The organism is Paenibacillus algicola, assembly GCF_005577435.1.
GTDB lineage: Bacteria > Bacillota > Bacilli > Paenibacillales > Paenibacillaceae > Paenibacillus_AQ > Paenibacillus_AQ algicola.
On the sequence record NZ_CP040396.1, the window covers coordinates 2944470 to 2961343 of the forward strand.

Sequence of the window (16874 nt, forward strand, 5' to 3'; positions counted from 1 at the left end):
CATCAAAAAAATCAACTTAGATTATAACCCTCTTTTTTATTCATCAATCAATTTGATCCTAATGCAGAAGGACTTGACCAATTGACGCTGTTTCTGGCATTCGTTCCGAATAAACGAGACCCGTATAAACTTGTTGTATAGCCCGTATCGGCCGTTAGCCAATGCCGGTATTCAACCGTATTACTTCCGACAACGGAACTGTACGTATAGAACGGTAGGGGGACTGGCAATAAGTTACTGCTTCCGTTTAAAGGATTGTACCTCCATGAATCCGTGTGCCCTTGAGCTTGATTCGCATTCCATTTATAACACGCCCATGTATTACTTGGATTGGAAGTGTTATAGCAAGTCCGGCTGACCATTCCTCCCCCTCTAGCAACTGTGGTATCCCTTGATAAGCTAATGACGTCATTTGAAGTGGAGTAAATAGCGTTGTAGTTATTTTCGCAATTCACCGCGTTTGAGCCACACGCATACCACTGAGACCATGCGGCACGGCGCTTTTGAGATGCTGTTCCACTGGCAGACATATAACGGCTAGCCATGGACGCTGCAACTAATTGTGAAGCAGTATTAGTCAACACTCGGTTATGAAAGGCAGCATTTGAACCAAGTCCAGCAGAATCTATTTGAAAAACTCCTACTCCTGTATTCCAAAATGCACGAGCATACGGACCACTTGGGCTTGTGTTTTGAAATGGATACAGCCGGGTATGGCCTGTGTCCGCTCTACCAACTGTCATCGGAGACGGAGTAAGTGTTCTATCATTCCCTGTAACTTCTGGCCAAGTAACAGAAAACATTAAAGCTGCTAGATGGTTCGTTGATAATCCTGTGTTTGTATTGTTATTCCCAGCCGCGGTAATGACGTCCGTAGTTGGTACATCACCAAAGCGTGCAGTTTGCTTAAGTGACATGTCTTTTGTAGGTGCGATGTCCTGAACAGGCGGGGTTTGATCTTCAACATCGAATTCTACTTTTTCCACGTAACCTTTCTCACCATTTAGCCATAGGGAATACGTATATTCACTCAGTGCGGATGCGATACCACCATCAACAAAAATGTCTGTAAACGATCCCGAACCCTCAACCGGAATACCGTCTTGAAAATATTTGTTAAGTTCGGTTTCTTCCATCCGAACAACTTTTCCTTCCGAATCTAGCCATGCAACATACAAATAAGCTTCAGAAAGACTTTCTCCTATGTTGGCAAAGGAAGTTCCGATCTGATAGTCTACAGAGTCACGGTCTACACCTTTAAAGTTATCTACACCATATGGGATCTCATAATCAACATAAATCACCCCGTTTCTGGAGATTTCACTTATTTCTTCCGTTTTTGTTGCGTTCCATACCACTTCAGAAACCAATGAGCTATCTGTATTTGAAGTGATTGTAAATGGCGCTGGCTCTCCAGGGCGGACATTTTTTACAGGGGTAATAGCTTGCACCGTTTCTAAAATCACTCCATCTTCAGATAACAATTCCACAAATAAATCTACTTCTCCAACCACGGTTGGGCTTTCGTTCCGTAAAAGGCCGATTGCTTCCCAATCACCGATCTCACTCACAGTTAATGAATTATCGAGTATTGAAATTCCATCCCCAATCACATAATTCGTGTAATTAGGGCCAACGAACCCTATAAATGATCGCTGAATGCTATCATCCAATTCGGTTTCTGTTACGCTTTGTTGCATGATCTCATTTTGGGTCAGATTTAATTCTGGCACAAAGTCCTCTGCATTAATGCCGCTATAAATTTCCCAAACTTCAGGCATTATCGGACGTTCAATCTTCAATTTGTTTGTGTCATTAGATGTAGCCAAGGGATCAATTAAAGAAATCTCAAGACTCGATTGGTTGCGCTGAATATCCGATTCAGCAGGTTCCGCGCTAACAAATGAGGAAAAAAGCAATGTAGCAGATAGAAAGACTATAGAGGATGCTCTAAATATTCTCATTCACTTCATCTCCTTCTTCAGTTTGAGTTCATACTTCCTTTCGTTTGACGAATTTACGACAAATGATAGACTGAGAGCACCTCCTATTTAGAAAAATAGAGCCTACTAAAGATGCCCCTATATATATAACGATGAAAAGTGGAAATTCCTGACCTTTTCTTCCAATTTTTTTTGATGCGAGATATACTTGATTGGCAAAGGTGAAATGCAATGAACCTTTCAACACAAAATTGGGAGGAGCGCCCCCACTTATGGAGAAGAAATGGTTTGATTTATTATGCAGGCCGTATGAGGAATTGGAAAAAGGCCAACAAGAGCGCATTTACACAAGCTACCGTATGTTTGTATATCAAGATTTGTTTGATTTACTTGTGGATCACTCTCTTACTGAAGATTTGATTCACGATAGCTTTTTAAAAGTAATATCCAAAGCCCCACAACTCCAATCCATGCATAATATCCCAGCTTGGATTAAACGTGTAGCTCATACTACCGGTATTGATTTTATACGAAAGAGCAGAAAAGATAAAAAAATGCTAGTTGCTATTGGTCCTCTCTATAATTTATGTGGAGCAAATACTGTAGAGGCTGAACTAGAAGAAAAATGGAAGCAGGAACAATTTCAATATGCTATTCAGAAACTAAATCAGCATCATCGTTTAATGCTCAACCTGTATTATTTAGAAAAAAAAAGTTGTAAGGAGATTGGTGAAATCATCAAAATAACGGAAACAGCAACTTTCAAACGACTCTCAAGAGCTAGACAACACCTAAAAGCACTTTTTTTCAGTATTGATGCCCTAGCAAAGTCGGAAAAATGATTCTAAGATCGTTTTCCGACTCACCGTCTGATAACACTAATATTACATCTTATGAGATCAAATTCGAGGACAACAAAACTGAAAAAATCAATCCATGGATGAGCATTCTAGACTCCATGTCGTATACGAGATCGCCCAGATCGTTTGTTAGCAGAAACATAAGAAATGATGGTGGTGCTACGTTTGCATTCATCATTTTTTATCGTGATCGTAATGGAGAATTGAATAATTATTCTTTGGACATGAATCAAAATGGTTATCTGTTAAGAGATGAGAGGAAAATGTACAAAATAGTTGAGCAAGAAACAGAGGTCTTCAATTCACTCTCCACATGGCTCTTTGAAAATTCAACTCAAATGCCGAATTCATAACAAGACATATCCCGGTGCAGCTTCAAGTAAGCTTGTAGATCCCCTGCTGCTAGGCTGTCCACATGCCACACCGGGCATTCTCCGTCTTATACTGATATCTTGTCAGGAAATCGAGGTTATCTCCTCCGGGAAGCTGCAAGCTTACGTCTTGCTCTGCTCAATCCGCTCCGCCAGCTCATTAAGATACGTCCAACGCTCCATCAGCCGCTCCAGCTCCTGCTCATTGCCTTGCAGCTCCTTCATCAGCTCCTGCAGGCGAGCGGAATCGCTGGCTGAGGCCTCCATGTCCTGCTGGATCGAAACAGCCCGATTCTCCGCTGCTTCAATCTGTTCGTCAATCTGCTCGTACTCCTTCTGCTCACTATAGGTAAACTTTGGCTTCTCTTTTCTCGCTTCTTTCCGGTTATCGCTTACGGGAGCAGCGGGTGTACTCCCCGCCTTGTCCGAGGAACGACCTGATCCTGCTTCATCACCAGCACCGTGCTTGGCCAGCCATTCCGCGTATTCACTGTAAGAGCCGACATGAACACGAACCTGCCCCTCCCCTTCAAAGGCCATAATCTTGTCCACAGTTCGGTCAAGGAAGAAGCGGTCATGGGATACTACGATAACAACACCCGGAAATTCGTCCAGATACTGCTCCAGCACCGACAGGGTCTGGATATCAAGGTCATTGGTCGGCTCGTCCAGCAGCAGCACGTTAGGTGCACCCATCAGCACTCTCAGCAAATACAGCCGTCTCTTCTCGCCGCCGGAGAGCTTGGCAATTGGCGTCCACTGCGCAGCCGGCGGAAACAAAAAGCGTTCCAGCATTTGGGCTGCAGTAATGCTGGAGCCATCAGCCGTGCGCACAACCTCTGCCTCGTCTTTAATATACTCGATCACCCGTTGATTAGGGTCCATATCCTGATGCTCCTGCGTGAAGTAACCCAGCTTCACCGTCTGGCCGATGATGACCTCCCCGGAATCAGGCTGCAGCTTGCCGGCAATCAGGTTCAGCAGGGTTGATTTCCCGCTTCCGTTCGGACCGACAATACCAATTCGGTCCTCCGGCACGGCAATATAGCTCATATCCGTGATCAGCGGCTTGCTGCCGGCTTTTTGGTGGAGATGATGAAGCTCGAGAATTTTGCGTCCCAGCCGGGTCGATGCCACAGAAACATCCATTTCATTGGTGCTGGACACCGGTTCCTGCTCCTTCAAGGCTTCAAAGCGCTCAATCCTCGCCTTCTGCTTCGTCGTTCTTGCTTTAGCACCACGGCGAATCCAGGCCAGCTCATTGCGGAACAGATTCTTCCGCTTCTGCTCTGCCGCGGCCTCTCTCTCCTCGCGATCAGCCTTCAGCTCCAGAAAACGGGAATAATTGGCCTCATAGCGGAACAATCGGCCGTGATCCAGCTCCAGCATGACATTTGCGACTCTATCGAGAAAGTAGCGGTCATGGGTAATCATCAGCAGCGCGCCGCGCCGCTTCTGCAAATACTGCTCCAGCCAGGCAACCGATTCATTATCAATATGGTTTGTAGGCTCATCCAGAATCAGCAGGTCTGAGGGCTGAATCAAGACGGCTGCGAGCGCGACCCTTTTACGCTGACCGCCGGACAAGGATTCCATGGGTGCATCATAGCTCGTAATCCCCAGTCTGGAGAGAACCGCCTTGGCATCACTTTCAAGCTGCCAGGCCTGAAGCTCATCCATTCGCTGATTCAGCTTCAGCAGCTGCTCCTGCAGCTCTGTATTGCCTGGCTGTAGCTCCATCAGCTCCAGCAGCGAGGTGTAATCCCGGACCACCTTCATTTCTGGCAATTCACCGGAAAAAATATGCTGCAGCACGGTGTGGTGAGGATCAAAGGCCGGATTCTGGGCGAGATACTGGATGTGGACACGATTGCCGATCGAGATCTTGCCGGAATCCGGCGGCTCTAATCCAGCAATAACACGCAGAAATGTTGATTTACCGGTTCCGTTGACGCCAATGATGCCGATTTTGTCCTGGGCATCCATCCCGAAAGACGCATCCTGAAACAATATTTTATCTCCGTAGCTCTTGGTGAGCTGCTCGACTGTCATAATATTCATGATTTCATTCCCTACTTGTTCCCGTATTTTAGATCCCATTCATTGTAACACCCCAGCATTACCTCATGAAGCTGAAGGGGTCCCTTCATTCTAGCACGGGGAGCACCGCCTATAGCTAAGCTACAACATCGCTGCTATCAACCATCCCGTGATTCCGCCAATGCAGGAGCTGATCAGGTTCACGGCATCATTAGTCATCCACCGAAGTCCTTGTCCCTGCTTTGTCGGTCTGCCGCAATGCTGGCGCGCTTCTACACTTCTCCCGCAGACGGTACATTGCTGCATTCCCTGCAAAGAAGCTCCCAGCAAGGAATCACTGAACGCTCCCGCCAGTCCCCCGGCAAGCCCCGCCGCAGCACAGCTCCAGAAGGAAAGCTCAAGTCCGGCAGGCACCCCCAGCAGCCAGGCACCCAGACCCAGGGTAAGCCCTCCCGCGGCCGCGGCCAAAGAGCCCAGCCAGGATACCCCTCCGGAGGCGCCCGGAACCAGCACACGGCCATTCAGAATGCTGCGCGGCGGTCTCCGGCTCAGGCTTCCCAGCTCTGTGGCCCAGGTATCTGCATTTACAGCAGCCATAACCCCGATAAATACAAAAATAAAAGCGTCATGAGCAGTCCAGGCATACAGCAGGCATAGCACCATGCCGGCGCCGCCGTTTGCGAGCACCTGTCCCGCATCTCTGCGCCCGTTCTTGGCATACGCTTCTTCCATGTCCTTCTTCTGCGGCTGCTTGTATTTGGATAAGGCCGAAGAGGTCACGAAAAAAAGAAGCAGAGTACCAAACCAAAACAGGTTCCCTGCTCCATAGTATACCGTCCCCATCACCATCGCTGCTGCCGCGCCTGATAAAGAAAGCGAGCGTTTATAATAAGCCGCGCCGGCTCCTGCAAAGGCCCCTATAGCACCGATCAGCCAATCCAATGACGATACCTCCGTTTCATCCTTTAACCGATCTCACAGGAGCCCAGAGACTGCTCTCCCCAGATCAGCTCGAATGTATCTCCTTGCTCTGCAGGCCCGACACCTTCTGGAGTGCCCGTAAATACAATATCGCCTTCAGACAAGCCGTAGTGCTGCCCAATATAATCAACAATCTGCTGCAATGAAAATATCATGTCTGAAGCCTGACCCCGCTGTACCTGAGTGCCGTTCTTCATCACTGTAAAGGGAGTTTGCTCCACCTCTTTATTTCCCGGGAAAGGAAGCCAGGCAGACAGCGGCGCAGAGTTCTTAAAGCCTTTTGCTGCCGTCCACGGGTGTCCCTTTGCCTTGATCACACTCTGAACGTCGCGCAGTGTAAAATCAATGCCAAGCGCCATATGATCAACAAGCTCATTCACAGACATGCCAGGTGTATAATCACGGGCAGCCCGGATGACAATCTCACCCTCAAAATGGATCGTACCCTGACCCTGCGGCAAAGCCAAAGACTCTCCATTCAAGGCTGCAACCGCGTGGTTCGGCTTCAGAAAAATCATCGGCTCCTCCGGTACGGCATTCCCTAGCTCCTCCGCATGCAATTTATAATTTCTTCCTACACAATACACGTTATTGATGAAAGCTGTCATCGAAACCATCCTTTCCATTTATCCCAAAACGGAATGCGTGGCGCAAAGCCGTTAGAGAACAGCTGACCCCACATGTCCGGCCGGTTCGTGCATATCATAATCTCTGGATTCATTCTGGCCAAAGCAGCCATGCTGCGCCGGTCATCTACCGTCCAGGCCATCGGCGTAATTCCATTCTTCAGCAGCTCTGAAGCAAAAGAAGCATCCAGGTGGGAGTAACCAATGGATAGAAACGAGCAGCCCAGCTTCTTGAGACGGGATAATAGGTCCCTTGGATGCGCATCAATGATCAGGCCTACCTTCACCTCCGGCTCCAGCTCTTTAGCCCGAAGCAGCGCCTTGGGCTCGAAGGAGGTAATGACGACCTCGGACAGCATTTGATGGGCCCGCACTCTTTCCAGGACCTTCTCCTCCAGTCCAGGGTACATATCACCACTGGTCTTCAGCTCGATATTCACCTTGAGACGGCCCTTGACCATCTGCAGCACCTCGTCCAGGGACGGGACCTGCTCACCTTCAAACTGACTCCCCTTCCAGATCCCAGCATCCATCGTCCGGATTTCCCGCCAGGTCAAATCCTTGACCTTGCCTTTGCCCGTCGTCGTGCGATCGACGCTGAAGTCATGAATGACCACAGGAACCCCGTCCCGGGTCAGCTGTACATCAATCTCCAGCCATTTTACGTAAGGCACAGACATGGCAAGCTTGAAGGCTGCCCGGGTGTTCTCCGGGGCCTTGCCTGAGAACCCTCTATGAGCCACGCAGAAATTATTCATGGCAGGACCTCCTGATGATTGGCATAGTAAACCAGCAGACCTGCAGCTACAGCAATAAGTCCAATGTTAACAACCGTCCAAAAACGGACATAGCGGGTTTGCTTCTCCTGATCCTTCGCTTTCTTTCTCTCTGTTCTTGACGGGTACATCTTGTCACCCCTTTTTCTCGATACTCTTCTTTGGCACGAGCTCAAACTTTTCATATTATATCAACAAATGGTGTAAAAGTAGAACCCCCCGGCTGGCCGGAGGGCTCATTCATGCGTGCCGCTATCTATTTATTAACCTTGCTTCCACTTTGTAAGCACACAATCAGCCAAGGTTTCCATATACTTCGGATCACTGTTCAGTGAAGGTGTGCGCATCAAACGCATGTCCATTTCTTTGGCAATGGCTTTGGCCTCAATGTCCAGGTCATACAGCACTTCCAGATGATCGGACACAAAGCCGATCGGCGCAACCAGCACATCCTCAACCTGCTCATGCTTCAGCTCCTGCAGTGTATCCAAAATATCCGGACCCAGCCAAGGCTCGTGTGTACGTCCGGCGCTCTGCCACGTAAACTGCCACTGACTGACGCCTGCTTTCTCAGCCACAGCCTTGGAGGTTTCCAGCAGCTGCTCCTGATACGGATCTCCCATCGACAAAATACGCTCTGGCAGGCTGTGCGCACTGAAGAGAACCCTCACATGATCGCGAAGCGCTCCCGCTTCCTGAAATTGATCCAGCACCGCTCCGACCCGCTCAGCCAGCGCCTCAAGAAGCAGCGGGTGAAGATGGTAGCTCTCCACAAACTGCATGTCAATGCCGGCTTCCTCTGCTTTTGCACGGGCTCTTTTAATATATGTGCCTACACTCATTGTAGAAAAATGAGGGGCCAGCACAATGCCGATGGCTTTCTGTATGCCGTCTTGGACCATCTGATCGACGCCGTCCTCAATAAAAGGCGCTGCATGCTTCAAGCCCTGATAGCATACAAACTCCACGCCTGCCTCCTGGGCATGGCGGTTCAGCGTCTCCTGCAGACTGGAAACCTGACGGTCTGTATTCTCGCGCAGCGGGAAGACGCCGCCAACGATGGCTTCATAGCGGTCGGTCAGCTCCTTCAGCTGCTCCTCCGACGGCTTGTTTCCCCGGCGGATATGAGTATAGTACGCCTCCACATCCTCCAGGCTCTGCGGGGTCCCATAAGACATCACCAATACACCGATTTTCATATTATTCACCTCTGCTTATTTGTTAACCTGCTTAAATACTCTTCAATGCTTCGCGGGAATACTCGTGGATATAATCCGTCAGCTCCCGCAGCTTATCGAGAGAAGCCTCCGGGAAAAGACCATGGCCGAGATTGAACACAAAGCCCGGCTCCTGTATGCCCTGATCGATAATCTCTTTGGCGTACTGCTGGATTACATCCATCGGAGCAGTCAACACGGTCGGGTCCAGGTTGCCCTGTACCGCAAACCCATGGTTCAGGCGACGGCGGCCTTCTTGAATCGAAACTCTCCAATCCAGACCGATCACGTCAGCCTGCAGGCCGTGCAGCGAAGGGAGCAGCTCCCCTGAGCTGACACCCGGGAAATAAATCTTGGGCACATCCAGATCCTGCAGCTCCGCAAAAATGCGGGTAATGGTCGGCAGCACATACACTTCAAAATCCTTCGGAGAGAGGGCCCCCACCCAGCTGTCAAACAGCTGGAATGCCTTGCCGCCATTCTCGGTATGGGCACGCAAATAAGCAATAACCATATCGCCCAGCTTGTCCATCAGCGAGAACCAGACCTTCGGCTCGCTATACATCATTTCCTTCGTCTTTATGTAGTTGCGGGAAGGGCGTCCCTCAATCAGATAGCTCGCAATGGTAAAGGGCGCACCAGCAAACGTAATGAGCGGCACCTGCAGCTCGCGGTCCAGGATACGAATCGTCTCCAGAACATGTCCAAGATCCCCTTCTACATCGATCGGGGTCAGGCGGGCTACGTCCGCTGCCGTGGAGATCGGATTCTCAATGACCGGACCGATGTTCTTCACAATATCAAAATCAATCCCAATGGAGGCAACCGGATTCATGATGTCCGAATAGAGTATAGCGGCATCCACACCCAGCTTCCGTACCGGCATCAATGTGACCTCAGCCGCCAGCTCGGGCTGTCTGCAAATTTCAAGCAGCGAGTATTTCTCCTTGATCTTGCGGTATTCCGGATCATAACGTCCTGCCTGCCGCATGTACCACACCGGAACCTGGTTCATTTCCTGCTTTCGGCAAGCTCGGATAAACTGATCATTGTAAGTCATGATTAGGCCTCCAAATTCTCAATAAGAAAAGTTTCCTGTATAAGCTATTATGCCCTTTTTAGAAGGTCGTAACAACTATCTGCCGCAGCCTTCACATGAAGATCAGATGACAATCCTGTGACACGTGCTGACGGCAGTGGAATCCGGAATGTGTTATACTGGAAGAACGGCATTTTTTTCGTATATATTTCACTACATCGCTAATCCTGAACGGACAGCCTAGAAAGGAAGTGAAGAGCACATTGAAATCGTGGAAGGTTAACCTCATTGTGCTTTGGTTCGGACAGTTTCTGGTTAATGCGGGAATGACGATGATTACCCCGTTCCTTACCCTGTACCTCGCTCAGGATCTTGGCATGACCAATGAGCGGGAGATCGGGATTTGGGCCGGTTTTATTTTTGCTGCGAACTTTTTGACGTCGTTTATTTTCCAGCCGATCTGGGGGAAAGCCGCAGACAAATACGGGAGAAAGCTGATGCTGCTCCGCTCGGGCTTCGGCATGGCGCTCGTGATTGCCTGCATGGGCTTTGCGACCCATCCCTGGCATTTGCTCGTGCTCCGTCTGCTGAACGGTACCATTTCCGGCTTCAATCCGGCAGCCATCTCACTCGTCTCCGGCACCACACCGAAGAGCCGGATGGGCTTTGCCATGGGGATCATGCAGTCAGGGCAGGTAGCGGGAACCATCCTCGGTCCCCTGATCGGCGGTCTGATGGCGGATTGGGTGGGCTTCCGGCCGATTTTCTTTATTACCGGGGCCCTGATCTTCTGCGCATCCCTGCTCGCCCTCTTCCTGGTGAGAGAGAAGTTTGACCGTGCGGAAGCCATGGCTGCCCCTCAGGCCTCGGTCCTTGCCGGCCTGAAGGAGCTGAGCCACACGCGGGAGCTGCCGTCACTATTCACCGTGACCTTTCTGCTGCAGTTCGCTATGCTCAGCCCCATGTCGCTGCTTCCGCTGTATGTCCAGCAGCTGCACGGCCAAACCGAAGATATTGCCATCTGGGCCGGCATGGTTATCGCGGTGACGGGGCTCTCTAATATGATCGCCTCTCCGCTGCTCGGACGCCTCAGCGACCGCATCGGAGCCCATCGCGTGCTCACCTTCGCCCTCATCGGCGCCGGCTTAACATTAATTCCGCAGGCGTTCGTGACGGATGTATGGCAGCTGGTCGCCGTCCGCTTCATGATGGGCATCTTCCTGGGCGGGCTGCTGCCTAGCGTGAATGCACTCATCCGCTCCTATACCCCCGACGGCATGGAAAGCCGGGCGTTCGGATTTAACACCAGCGCGCTGGCGCTAGGCAATATGCTGGGTGCGATTGCGGGCGGCTTTATGGCCGGATTGATCGGCATTGAGGGCTTGTTCATCGTATCGGGCAGCCTGCTGCTGATCAATATGATTTGGGTACGCCTCCGGCTGTATTCCGGCAGCGGTAAGGTGAAGCCTCAATAAAAGAGAAGGGCCCTGCACGAGAACGTGCGGGGCCCTTCTCTTTACTCATGACTGGCAGCCTGAATTTCTAAGGCTGGCCGCTTGTCCTGGATAACCTATGTCTCGTTCACCCTGGCCAGCACGAGTCCATCATATGAGGGCAGCATCGTGCTGGTCAACCGCGGATCGCTGGCCATCCTTTCGTTAAATTGGCGCACGGCCTGCACCGACGGACCATTCTTCTCCGGGTCCAGGGTGCGTCCCCTCAAAAAGCAGTTATCTCCTGCAATCAGGGCACCCGGATTCGCGAGCTCCAGTGCATATTCCAGATACAAGGGGTAGTTGCCTTTATCTGCGTCAATAAAGAAGAAATCGAACCTGCGCCCTTCTTCCTTCAGCTGAGACAGGCTGTCTGCCGCAAGACCTGTACGGAACTGAAACATGCCGCCGAAGCCCGCTTGAGTCAGCCGTGAAGACGCCTGTGCCGCGAATTCCTCATTCAGCTCCAATGAGGTCAGGCGACCGCCTGACCCTAGTCCCCGGCAAAGACAGATCCCGCTGTATCCGCCAAAGGCACCGATTTCCAGCACTTCTCGCGCGCCGGAAGCCTGAACCAGCAGGGTTAGCAGCCTTCCGTATGCAGGAGCTACAGAAATATCCTTCATGCCGGCCTCTGCAATGCTGTTCCGAACAGACCGAAGCTCCTCATCCTCGGTAAACAGCTGATTGACGTACTCTTCCTGAGATCTCACAATAAGTCCCTCCACCTTCTGCAGCAGCTGGCCAATGCCGATGCTGCAGTTCATGCACATAATGATATGATAATTGTCTTGCCTTGTACAATCGCCTATACTATTGCCATACTAAAAAAATAAATCCGGCTGCACCAAGCACCTCAGCCGGCGGCGCGTGACGCCGAACTATACCGCATATGGAGTTGAATGTGTTCATGCCTCAATTGCAATTAATCGCTACCGCGCCCATGGGCCTGGAGGCCATTGTAGCCCGGGAGCTGAAAGACCTTGGATATACCGATATGGAGGTAGAGAACGGCAGAGTCGTTTTCGCCGGTGATCTGATTGATATATGCCGCTGCAATTACTGGCTCCGGACCTCGGACCGGATTCTTGTAAAGATGGGAGAGTTTCAGGCCACGACCTTTGATGAGCTGTTTGAAGGCACCAAGGCGCTGCCTTGGGAAGAATGGATTCCGGCAGACGGAGAGTTCCCTGTAGAAGGGCGTTCGCATAAATCCCAGCTTAGCAGCGTCCCGGCTTGCCAGGGCATCGTCAAGAAAGCGATCGTAGAGAAGCTGAAGCTGTCCCACCACACGGAATGGTTCCCGGAGGACGGCCCGCTTTACCGTATCGAGGTATCGCTCTTGAAGGACCGCGCACTTCTGACCTTGGATACAACCGGACCCGCCCTTCATAAACGCGGCTACCGCAAGCTCGTGACTGAAGCACCGCTGAAGGAGACGATGGCTTCCGCACTGATCCAGCTTAGCCGCTGGGGTCCGCATCGCCCTCTCTATGATCCTTGCTGCGGCTCAGGAACGATCCTGATCGAAGCAGCCATGATGGCCTGGAACATCGCACCCGGCCTGCGCCGCAGCTTCCCATCCGAGCAGTGGGACAAGATTGGCAGCCGGAACTGGGAAGAAGCGCGTGAGGAAGCCTTTGATGCCGTGACAGATGACATTCCGCTGCAATTAGGCGGCAGTGACATTGATCCGAAAGCCATTGAGGTCGCTAAGGCCGCTGCCAAAAGCGCAGGCCTCGCGAAGGAAATCAAGCTGGATGTGCTGCCGGCCTCCAAGGCTCTGCCTCAGGGTGATTTCGGCTGCATCATTACGAACCCTCCTTATGGCGAGCGCCTGAGCGAGAAGGAGGAGGTCGAACGCCTGCTTAGACAGTTTGGCAACCTGCTGCAGCAGCTGCCGACATGGTCATTTTTTGCACTGAGCCCGGCCAAGCAGTTCGAGCATTATTTGGGCCGCAAGGCCGACAAACGGCGCAAGCTGTTCAATGGACGCATCGAGTGTCAGTATTATCAATTCCTGGGTCCGCTGCCGCCGCGTCCGCGTCAGGAATCTTAACGAAGTCAAAGCAGCATGAAAAGCAAGATAAGGGGCCGCCTCTTTATGAGGCCGGCCCCTTATTGGCATTGGCTAAGCTTACTTCCTTGAGGACAGCTTGGACAGCCGGGCTTTCTCTTCGCCCAGCAGCTCCTCTGCCAGCTCCACCATCCCCGGATTGGCATGGCTATGAGCCTGGCGTACCGCCTGCTCTGTATGAGCAAGTGAATTCTCAGCCTGCTGCACCAGTGCTTCTGTCGGATGCGACAGGGCGGAGGAAACGGAGCGGTGAAGCTTCTCTACCGAGTCCAGCGCACTGTTTGCCGGGTTGTTGGCGTGAAGGCTGGAGTCATGGCTGTTAGTCATAATACCGTCTCCCTTCAGAATCTGGAATAGCCTGCTGCCTATTTAGCATGGATATCAAGACGCAGAACTATGCAGGAGCGATAAAATGAACATGCTGTCCCCGATCGACACCGGACTCAGGAAGACTGCTTGATAAACGGCTTCGCTTTCGCCAGCACCTCATCCTCCGTGGGAGCGCTGATATACCGGCCGTTCACATACACAAAAGCGCGCTTCTTGCACGGTCCGCAGTAGGATTTACAGCCGACCTTGATGTCCGCATCAGGGGCAAGCTTTTTCAATTTTGGAATAATCGTCTTGAGTGAGGTGCCTTTGCATTTCTCGCACACTCTAATATCGTTAGGCATGTTGTTCATATCCTTTACAATCAGTTCAGCATTCAGCAATTTCAATATTTAATTGTATGCCCCGCCGCGCATTTTGACAAGCTGTGCTTTCTTAACGAACCCGGCGCTGCTGTGGATCTGAACTGTGGTTCAGCTGTGGATACTTGCGATCCACTCTTCCGACAAACCAGTTTGCGAGCAGCATCGTAACGCCAATATCATCAATCGGTATAAACGGCAGCAGATCGGGAAGCACCCAATACAGGGCAGCCGGTATCACAAAGAGCAGCTTGTCCTTTAAGGCGACCTGCGGAGAAACCAGATATTCCATAATCCGCTTCAAAACATGCGACCAGCGGCGCAGCGACAGAAGCTTTCTCCATTTCATCTCGTTCTCCTCCTTTAATTCTATGTTACCCGATATTGCGTCTTATGAAGAACAAGACCGCGCTGCCAGATCTGAGGGCCCGGTTGAGAACACATCTCCCTGATCGTTACGTATGGCAGCAGCGGTCCGTTTCACATTCAGCTCAGGCTAATGACATAAATGCCGCCATAATGGCCGTCGTTTCAAAGGCAAGGTCCTCGAAATCCTCCAGCGGAAGCGGATTGATTCCTCTTCCCAGCTCGACGGTGAAGCCCGGCTTGCGGTAATGCTGAATAAACCAATCCTTGTAGCCGGCATCGCTGCCCGACAGCTTCACAGCCCGATAGCCGGCTGCCTGAGCCAGCCTGTGGGCCCATTGCTCACTGTATTCCGGCTCACAGCTTCGATAATTCCAGTAAATCTCCTGACCCTGGCTGTGCCAGGAAATGACTCTTTCCGGCTGAATGCTCAAGGTATGCTCATAAAGACCCCGTGCCTCCGGCTCACTCAGCGGTGCAGGCCCCGGATAATCCTGCGGTGCAGGGCCTGATTTGCCCCGCCGCTCCACCTCCTGCTCCCAATGGGCCGGGAACTGATCACCCAGATCAACGCCGCGGATATTCGCTTTCCATTTGCGGAAATTTTCGCGCCCGCCGTTCCACTCCAGCAGCTGACCGGCTGCAGACCCCAGGCCGCTGACACCCTGCTGCACGAGCTCTACGCCATCGGGATTGACCATCGGCACGAGCCAGAGCGTATATTGCTTGAACCACTCTGTTACATCATGGCCCAGCAAGCTGCTGCCGCGGGTCCAAGCGGAGGCATACTGCTCTGCAAACCGGAGCAGGCAGGGCGATGTGATCCATTCATTTCCGTGCAGTGCCCCATGTACATGCAGCGCACGATTGCCGCTTCCCAGCCGGAGTGCTTGAATAGGCGTTCCCAGCACACTCGCACCAATCTGCTCAACCGTCATACATGAATAACGAGAAGTCAGCCTGAGCAGATCCTCGGCGCACTCGCGAGGACCATACTCTCCCTGCAGCTGTACAAGCGGTCCGCCCGAAACCGGAGGCAGGGCGATCGTCTTCCCGGGCGTAAAGCGATATAACGAAAGACCGGGATTAATAGCCTCCAAATCACAAACCTCACATTGAAAAGCAGCCGCTACACTCTCGGGCGTATCGCCATCCATCACCATATATCTCTTTCGAAATGAAGATGGCAAAAACATAATTTGTCCCGGCTTGATGTACGGCTGACGGGAAATCCACGGATTCGCGGTCATCAGCTGCTCTTTGGCGAGCTCGTACCGGGCAGCGATTCTGAGCACGGTATCTCCGGGTTTTACAACATACTGGCGCATTGAAATGCTCCTTCCAAGCGGCCCTCACAGCCGCAGTGTAGTCATGCATCCTCTGCTCCAAGTGTATGCCGGTACGGTTGTACCACATGTGTCCACCTAACAGCCCTAGTCCCCGGAACAGCAAAAAAAGCCGGCTTCAGGAGCCGGCCCTTCCGGAATCAATAACAGCGTATTATAGCTTCGTAATCTGCCAAACGACCGGCGTCCGCCGGATATGCTCTCCGAGCCATTCGGCAGCAATGCTCTGAAACATCTCTGCATCCCCTGTACAAAAGAACTGATGCACCGGCGTTTCCTCACTGCTCGCCAGCTGACCCTTATCATAAAGGATCGTGCTGATTTCCCTCGCCGTTTCATCCGCTGAGCTGATCAGCTTGACGCCATCGCCCATCACCTGCTGAATGGTGTCTATGAGAAATGGATAATGGGTACAGCCCAGAATGAGGCAGTCCATTTCATCAGGGTGAAGAGTGCTTAACGCTTCACGCACCACCTGCAGCGATCCCTCCGCTCGAAACAGCCCCTGCTCCACAAGCGGGACCAGGGTTGGACAAGCCTGACTCTGAACCTGCACGTAGGGCGAAAGCTGCTTCAGTGCAGCCGTGTACGCTCCGCTGCCGATCGTTCCGGCTGTACCAATGACACCGACATGTCCTGTCTTGGTCGCACTGATGGCGGCCCGGGCGCCAGGATGAATGACCCCGATCACGGGAATCTGCACTTTTGCGGAAATGTAATCCAGGGCTGCTGCTGTCGCTGTATTACAGGCGATAACGATCATTTTAGGATCATATTGAAGCAGGTAATCTACGATCTGCTCCGTGAATTGACGGACTTCTTCCGGGGTACGGGGTCCGTAGGGTGCGCGGGCGGTATCGCCGAAGTAGATGACCTTCTCCCGCGGGAGCTGTCTCATCACTTCCTTGGCAACGGTCAGACCGCCGACACCCGAATCTAGTATTGCAATGGCTTGCTGCACGAACACACCGCTTCCTTCTTTAGCAATTGATAATTTCATATACTTACAGTGATACCATATGTCGTTTCTGTCCGAAACGTACCTAA

At 51.6% G+C, this 16874-nt stretch carries 17 protein-coding genes; 3 read left to right on the forward strand and 14 right to left on the reverse strand.

Annotated features, from left to right (window positions below):
- Positions 1-47: 47 nt before the first annotated feature.
- Positions 48-1964 (reverse strand): hypothetical protein, encoded by a 1917-nt coding sequence (locus E6C60_RS13760; RefSeq protein ID WP_138226359.1) that lies wholly within the window; start codon positions 1962-1964, stop codon positions 48-50.
- A gap of 251 nt (positions 1965-2215) precedes the next feature.
- Between E6C60_RS13760 and E6C60_RS13765 the strand changes: the two genes are divergently transcribed.
- Positions 2216-2785 (forward strand): RNA polymerase sigma factor, encoded by a 570-nt coding sequence (locus tag E6C60_RS13765; RefSeq protein WP_138226360.1) that lies wholly within the window; start codon positions 2216-2218, stop codon positions 2783-2785.
- A 512-nt stretch (positions 2786-3297) separates the two neighbouring features.
- On the opposite strand, the gene E6C60_RS13770 is transcribed toward E6C60_RS13765, so the two are convergent.
- The 7 genes from E6C60_RS13770 to hemE form a co-directional block, all read right to left on the reverse strand.
- The gene (locus tag E6C60_RS13770) at positions 3298-5235 is read right to left on the reverse strand and encodes an ABC-F family ATP-binding cassette domain-containing protein (RefSeq protein ID WP_138226361.1); all 1938 of its coding nucleotides are present in this window, start codon (positions 5233-5235) and stop codon (positions 3298-3300) included.
- A gap of 120 nt (positions 5236-5355) precedes the next feature.
- Entirely contained in the window at positions 5356-6156 is an 801-nt protein-coding gene (locus E6C60_RS13775; protein WP_138226362.1) for a DUF92 domain-containing protein, read from the reverse strand.
- A gap of 23 nt (positions 6157-6179) precedes the next feature.
- Positions 6180-6803, reverse strand: coding sequence for a fumarylacetoacetate hydrolase family protein (locus E6C60_RS13780; RefSeq protein ID WP_138226363.1), 624 nt, complete (start codon positions 6801-6803; stop codon positions 6180-6182).
- Complete coding sequence (locus tag E6C60_RS13785; RefSeq protein ID WP_138226364.1) at positions 6800-7579, reverse strand: glycerophosphodiester phosphodiesterase; 780 nt, start codon at positions 7577-7579, stop codon at positions 6800-6802. Before E6C60_RS13785 ends, E6C60_RS13780 begins: the two co-directional genes overlap by 4 nt.
- Positions 7576-7728 carry a hypothetical protein gene (locus E6C60_RS20985; protein WP_175415303.1) on the reverse strand — a complete coding sequence of 51 codons (153 nt, stop codon included), beginning with the start codon at positions 7726-7728 and terminating at the stop codon, positions 7576-7578. Before E6C60_RS20985 ends, E6C60_RS13785 begins: the two co-directional genes overlap by 4 nt.
- A gap of 132 nt (positions 7729-7860) precedes the next feature.
- Entirely contained in the window at positions 7861-8796 is a 936-nt protein-coding gene (gene hemH / locus E6C60_RS13790; protein ID WP_138226365.1) for a ferrochelatase, read from the reverse strand.
- A 31-nt stretch (positions 8797-8827) separates the two neighbouring features.
- Positions 8828-9874: a uroporphyrinogen decarboxylase gene (hemE, locus tag E6C60_RS13795; RefSeq protein WP_138226366.1), complete on the reverse strand. Its 1047-nt coding sequence runs from the start codon at positions 9872-9874 to the stop codon at positions 8828-8830.
- A 242-nt stretch (positions 9875-10116) separates the two neighbouring features.
- Between hemE and E6C60_RS13800 the strand changes: the two genes are divergently transcribed.
- On the forward strand, positions 10117-11328 hold the full coding sequence (locus E6C60_RS13800) for an MFS transporter (protein WP_138226367.1): 1212 nt from the start codon (positions 10117-10119) through the stop codon (positions 11326-11328).
- Between the two features lie 95 nt (positions 11329-11423).
- Here the strand turns inward: E6C60_RS13800 and E6C60_RS13805 are convergent, their stop codons facing one another.
- Positions 11424-12062: an O-methyltransferase gene (locus tag E6C60_RS13805; protein WP_138227813.1), complete on the reverse strand. Its 639-nt coding sequence runs from the start codon at positions 12060-12062 to the stop codon at positions 11424-11426.
- 194 nt (positions 12063-12256) lie between these two features.
- Here E6C60_RS13805 and E6C60_RS13810 point away from each other — a divergent pair, with 194 nt between their 5' ends.
- Positions 12257-13405, forward strand: coding sequence for a THUMP domain-containing class I SAM-dependent RNA methyltransferase (locus E6C60_RS13810; RefSeq protein WP_138226368.1), 1149 nt, complete (start codon positions 12257-12259; stop codon positions 13403-13405).
- Positions 13406-13483: 78 nt separating this feature from the next.
- Here the strand turns inward: E6C60_RS13810 and E6C60_RS13815 are convergent, their stop codons facing one another.
- The 5 genes from E6C60_RS13815 to racE form a co-directional block, all read right to left on the reverse strand.
- Positions 13484-13750 (reverse strand): hypothetical protein, encoded by a 267-nt coding sequence (locus E6C60_RS13815; protein WP_138226369.1) that lies wholly within the window; start codon positions 13748-13750, stop codon positions 13484-13486.
- Positions 13751-13866: 116 nt separating this feature from the next.
- Entirely contained in the window at positions 13867-14097 is a 231-nt protein-coding gene (locus E6C60_RS13820; protein ID WP_138226370.1) for a YuzB family protein, read from the reverse strand.
- 91 nt (positions 14098-14188) lie between these two features.
- Positions 14189-14464, reverse strand: a complete 276-nt coding sequence (locus E6C60_RS13825; protein ID WP_138226371.1) for a hypothetical protein — start codon at positions 14462-14464, stop codon at positions 14189-14191.
- A 142-nt stretch (positions 14465-14606) separates the two neighbouring features.
- Positions 14607-15809 carry a M14 family metallopeptidase gene (locus E6C60_RS13830; protein ID WP_138226372.1) on the reverse strand — a complete coding sequence of 401 codons (1203 nt, stop codon included), beginning with the start codon at positions 15807-15809 and terminating at the stop codon, positions 14607-14609.
- 172 nt (positions 15810-15981) lie between these two features.
- Entirely contained in the window at positions 15982-16788 is an 807-nt protein-coding gene (gene racE / locus E6C60_RS13835) for a glutamate racemase (RefSeq protein ID WP_138227814.1), read from the reverse strand.
- Positions 16789-16874 lie beyond the last annotated feature (86 nt).

What these genes read in the sequence shown, in the direction of transcription:
- E6C60_RS13760 (WP_138226359.1), bottom strand. Translation starts at nt 1,964, where the DNA reads ATGAGAATATTTAGAGCATCCTCTATAGTCTTTCTATCTGCTACATTG.
- E6C60_RS13765 (WP_138226360.1), top strand. Translation starts at nt 2,216, where the DNA reads ATGGAGAAGAAATGGTTTGATTTATTATGCAGGCCGTATGAGGAATTG.
- E6C60_RS13770 (WP_138226361.1), bottom strand. Translation starts at nt 5,235, where the DNA reads ATGAATATTATGACAGTCGAGCAGCTCACCAAGAGCTACGGAGATAAA.
- E6C60_RS13780 (WP_138226363.1), bottom strand. Translation starts at nt 6,803, where the DNA reads ATGACAGCTTTCATCAATAACGTGTATTGTGTAGGAAGAAATTATAAA.
- E6C60_RS13785 (WP_138226364.1), bottom strand. Translation starts at nt 7,579, where the DNA reads ATGAATAATTTCTGCGTGGCTCATAGAGGGTTCTCAGGCAAGGCCCCG.
- E6C60_RS20985 (WP_175415303.1), bottom strand. Translation starts at nt 7,728, where the DNA reads ATGTACCCGTCAAGAACAGAGAGAAAGAAAGCGAAGGATCAGGAGAAG.
- hemH (WP_138226365.1), bottom strand. Translation starts at nt 8,796, where the DNA reads ATGAAAATCGGTGTATTGGTGATGTCTTATGGGACCCCGCAGAGCCTG.
- hemE (WP_138226366.1), bottom strand. Translation starts at nt 9,874, where the DNA reads ATGACTTACAATGATCAGTTTATCCGAGCTTGCCGAAAGCAGGAAATG.
- E6C60_RS13810 (WP_138226368.1), top strand. Translation starts at nt 12,257, where the DNA reads ATGCCTCAATTGCAATTAATCGCTACCGCGCCCATGGGCCTGGAGGCC.
- E6C60_RS13815 (WP_138226369.1), bottom strand. Translation starts at nt 13,750, where the DNA reads ATGACTAACAGCCATGACTCCAGCCTTCACGCCAACAACCCGGCAAAC.
- E6C60_RS13820 (WP_138226370.1), bottom strand. Translation starts at nt 14,097, where the DNA reads ATGCCTAACGATATTAGAGTGTGCGAGAAATGCAAAGGCACCTCACTC.
- E6C60_RS13825 (WP_138226371.1), bottom strand. Translation starts at nt 14,464, where the DNA reads ATGAAATGGAGAAAGCTTCTGTCGCTGCGCCGCTGGTCGCATGTTTTG.
- E6C60_RS13830 (WP_138226372.1), bottom strand. Translation starts at nt 15,809, where the DNA reads ATGCGCCAGTATGTTGTAAAACCCGGAGATACCGTGCTCAGAATCGCT.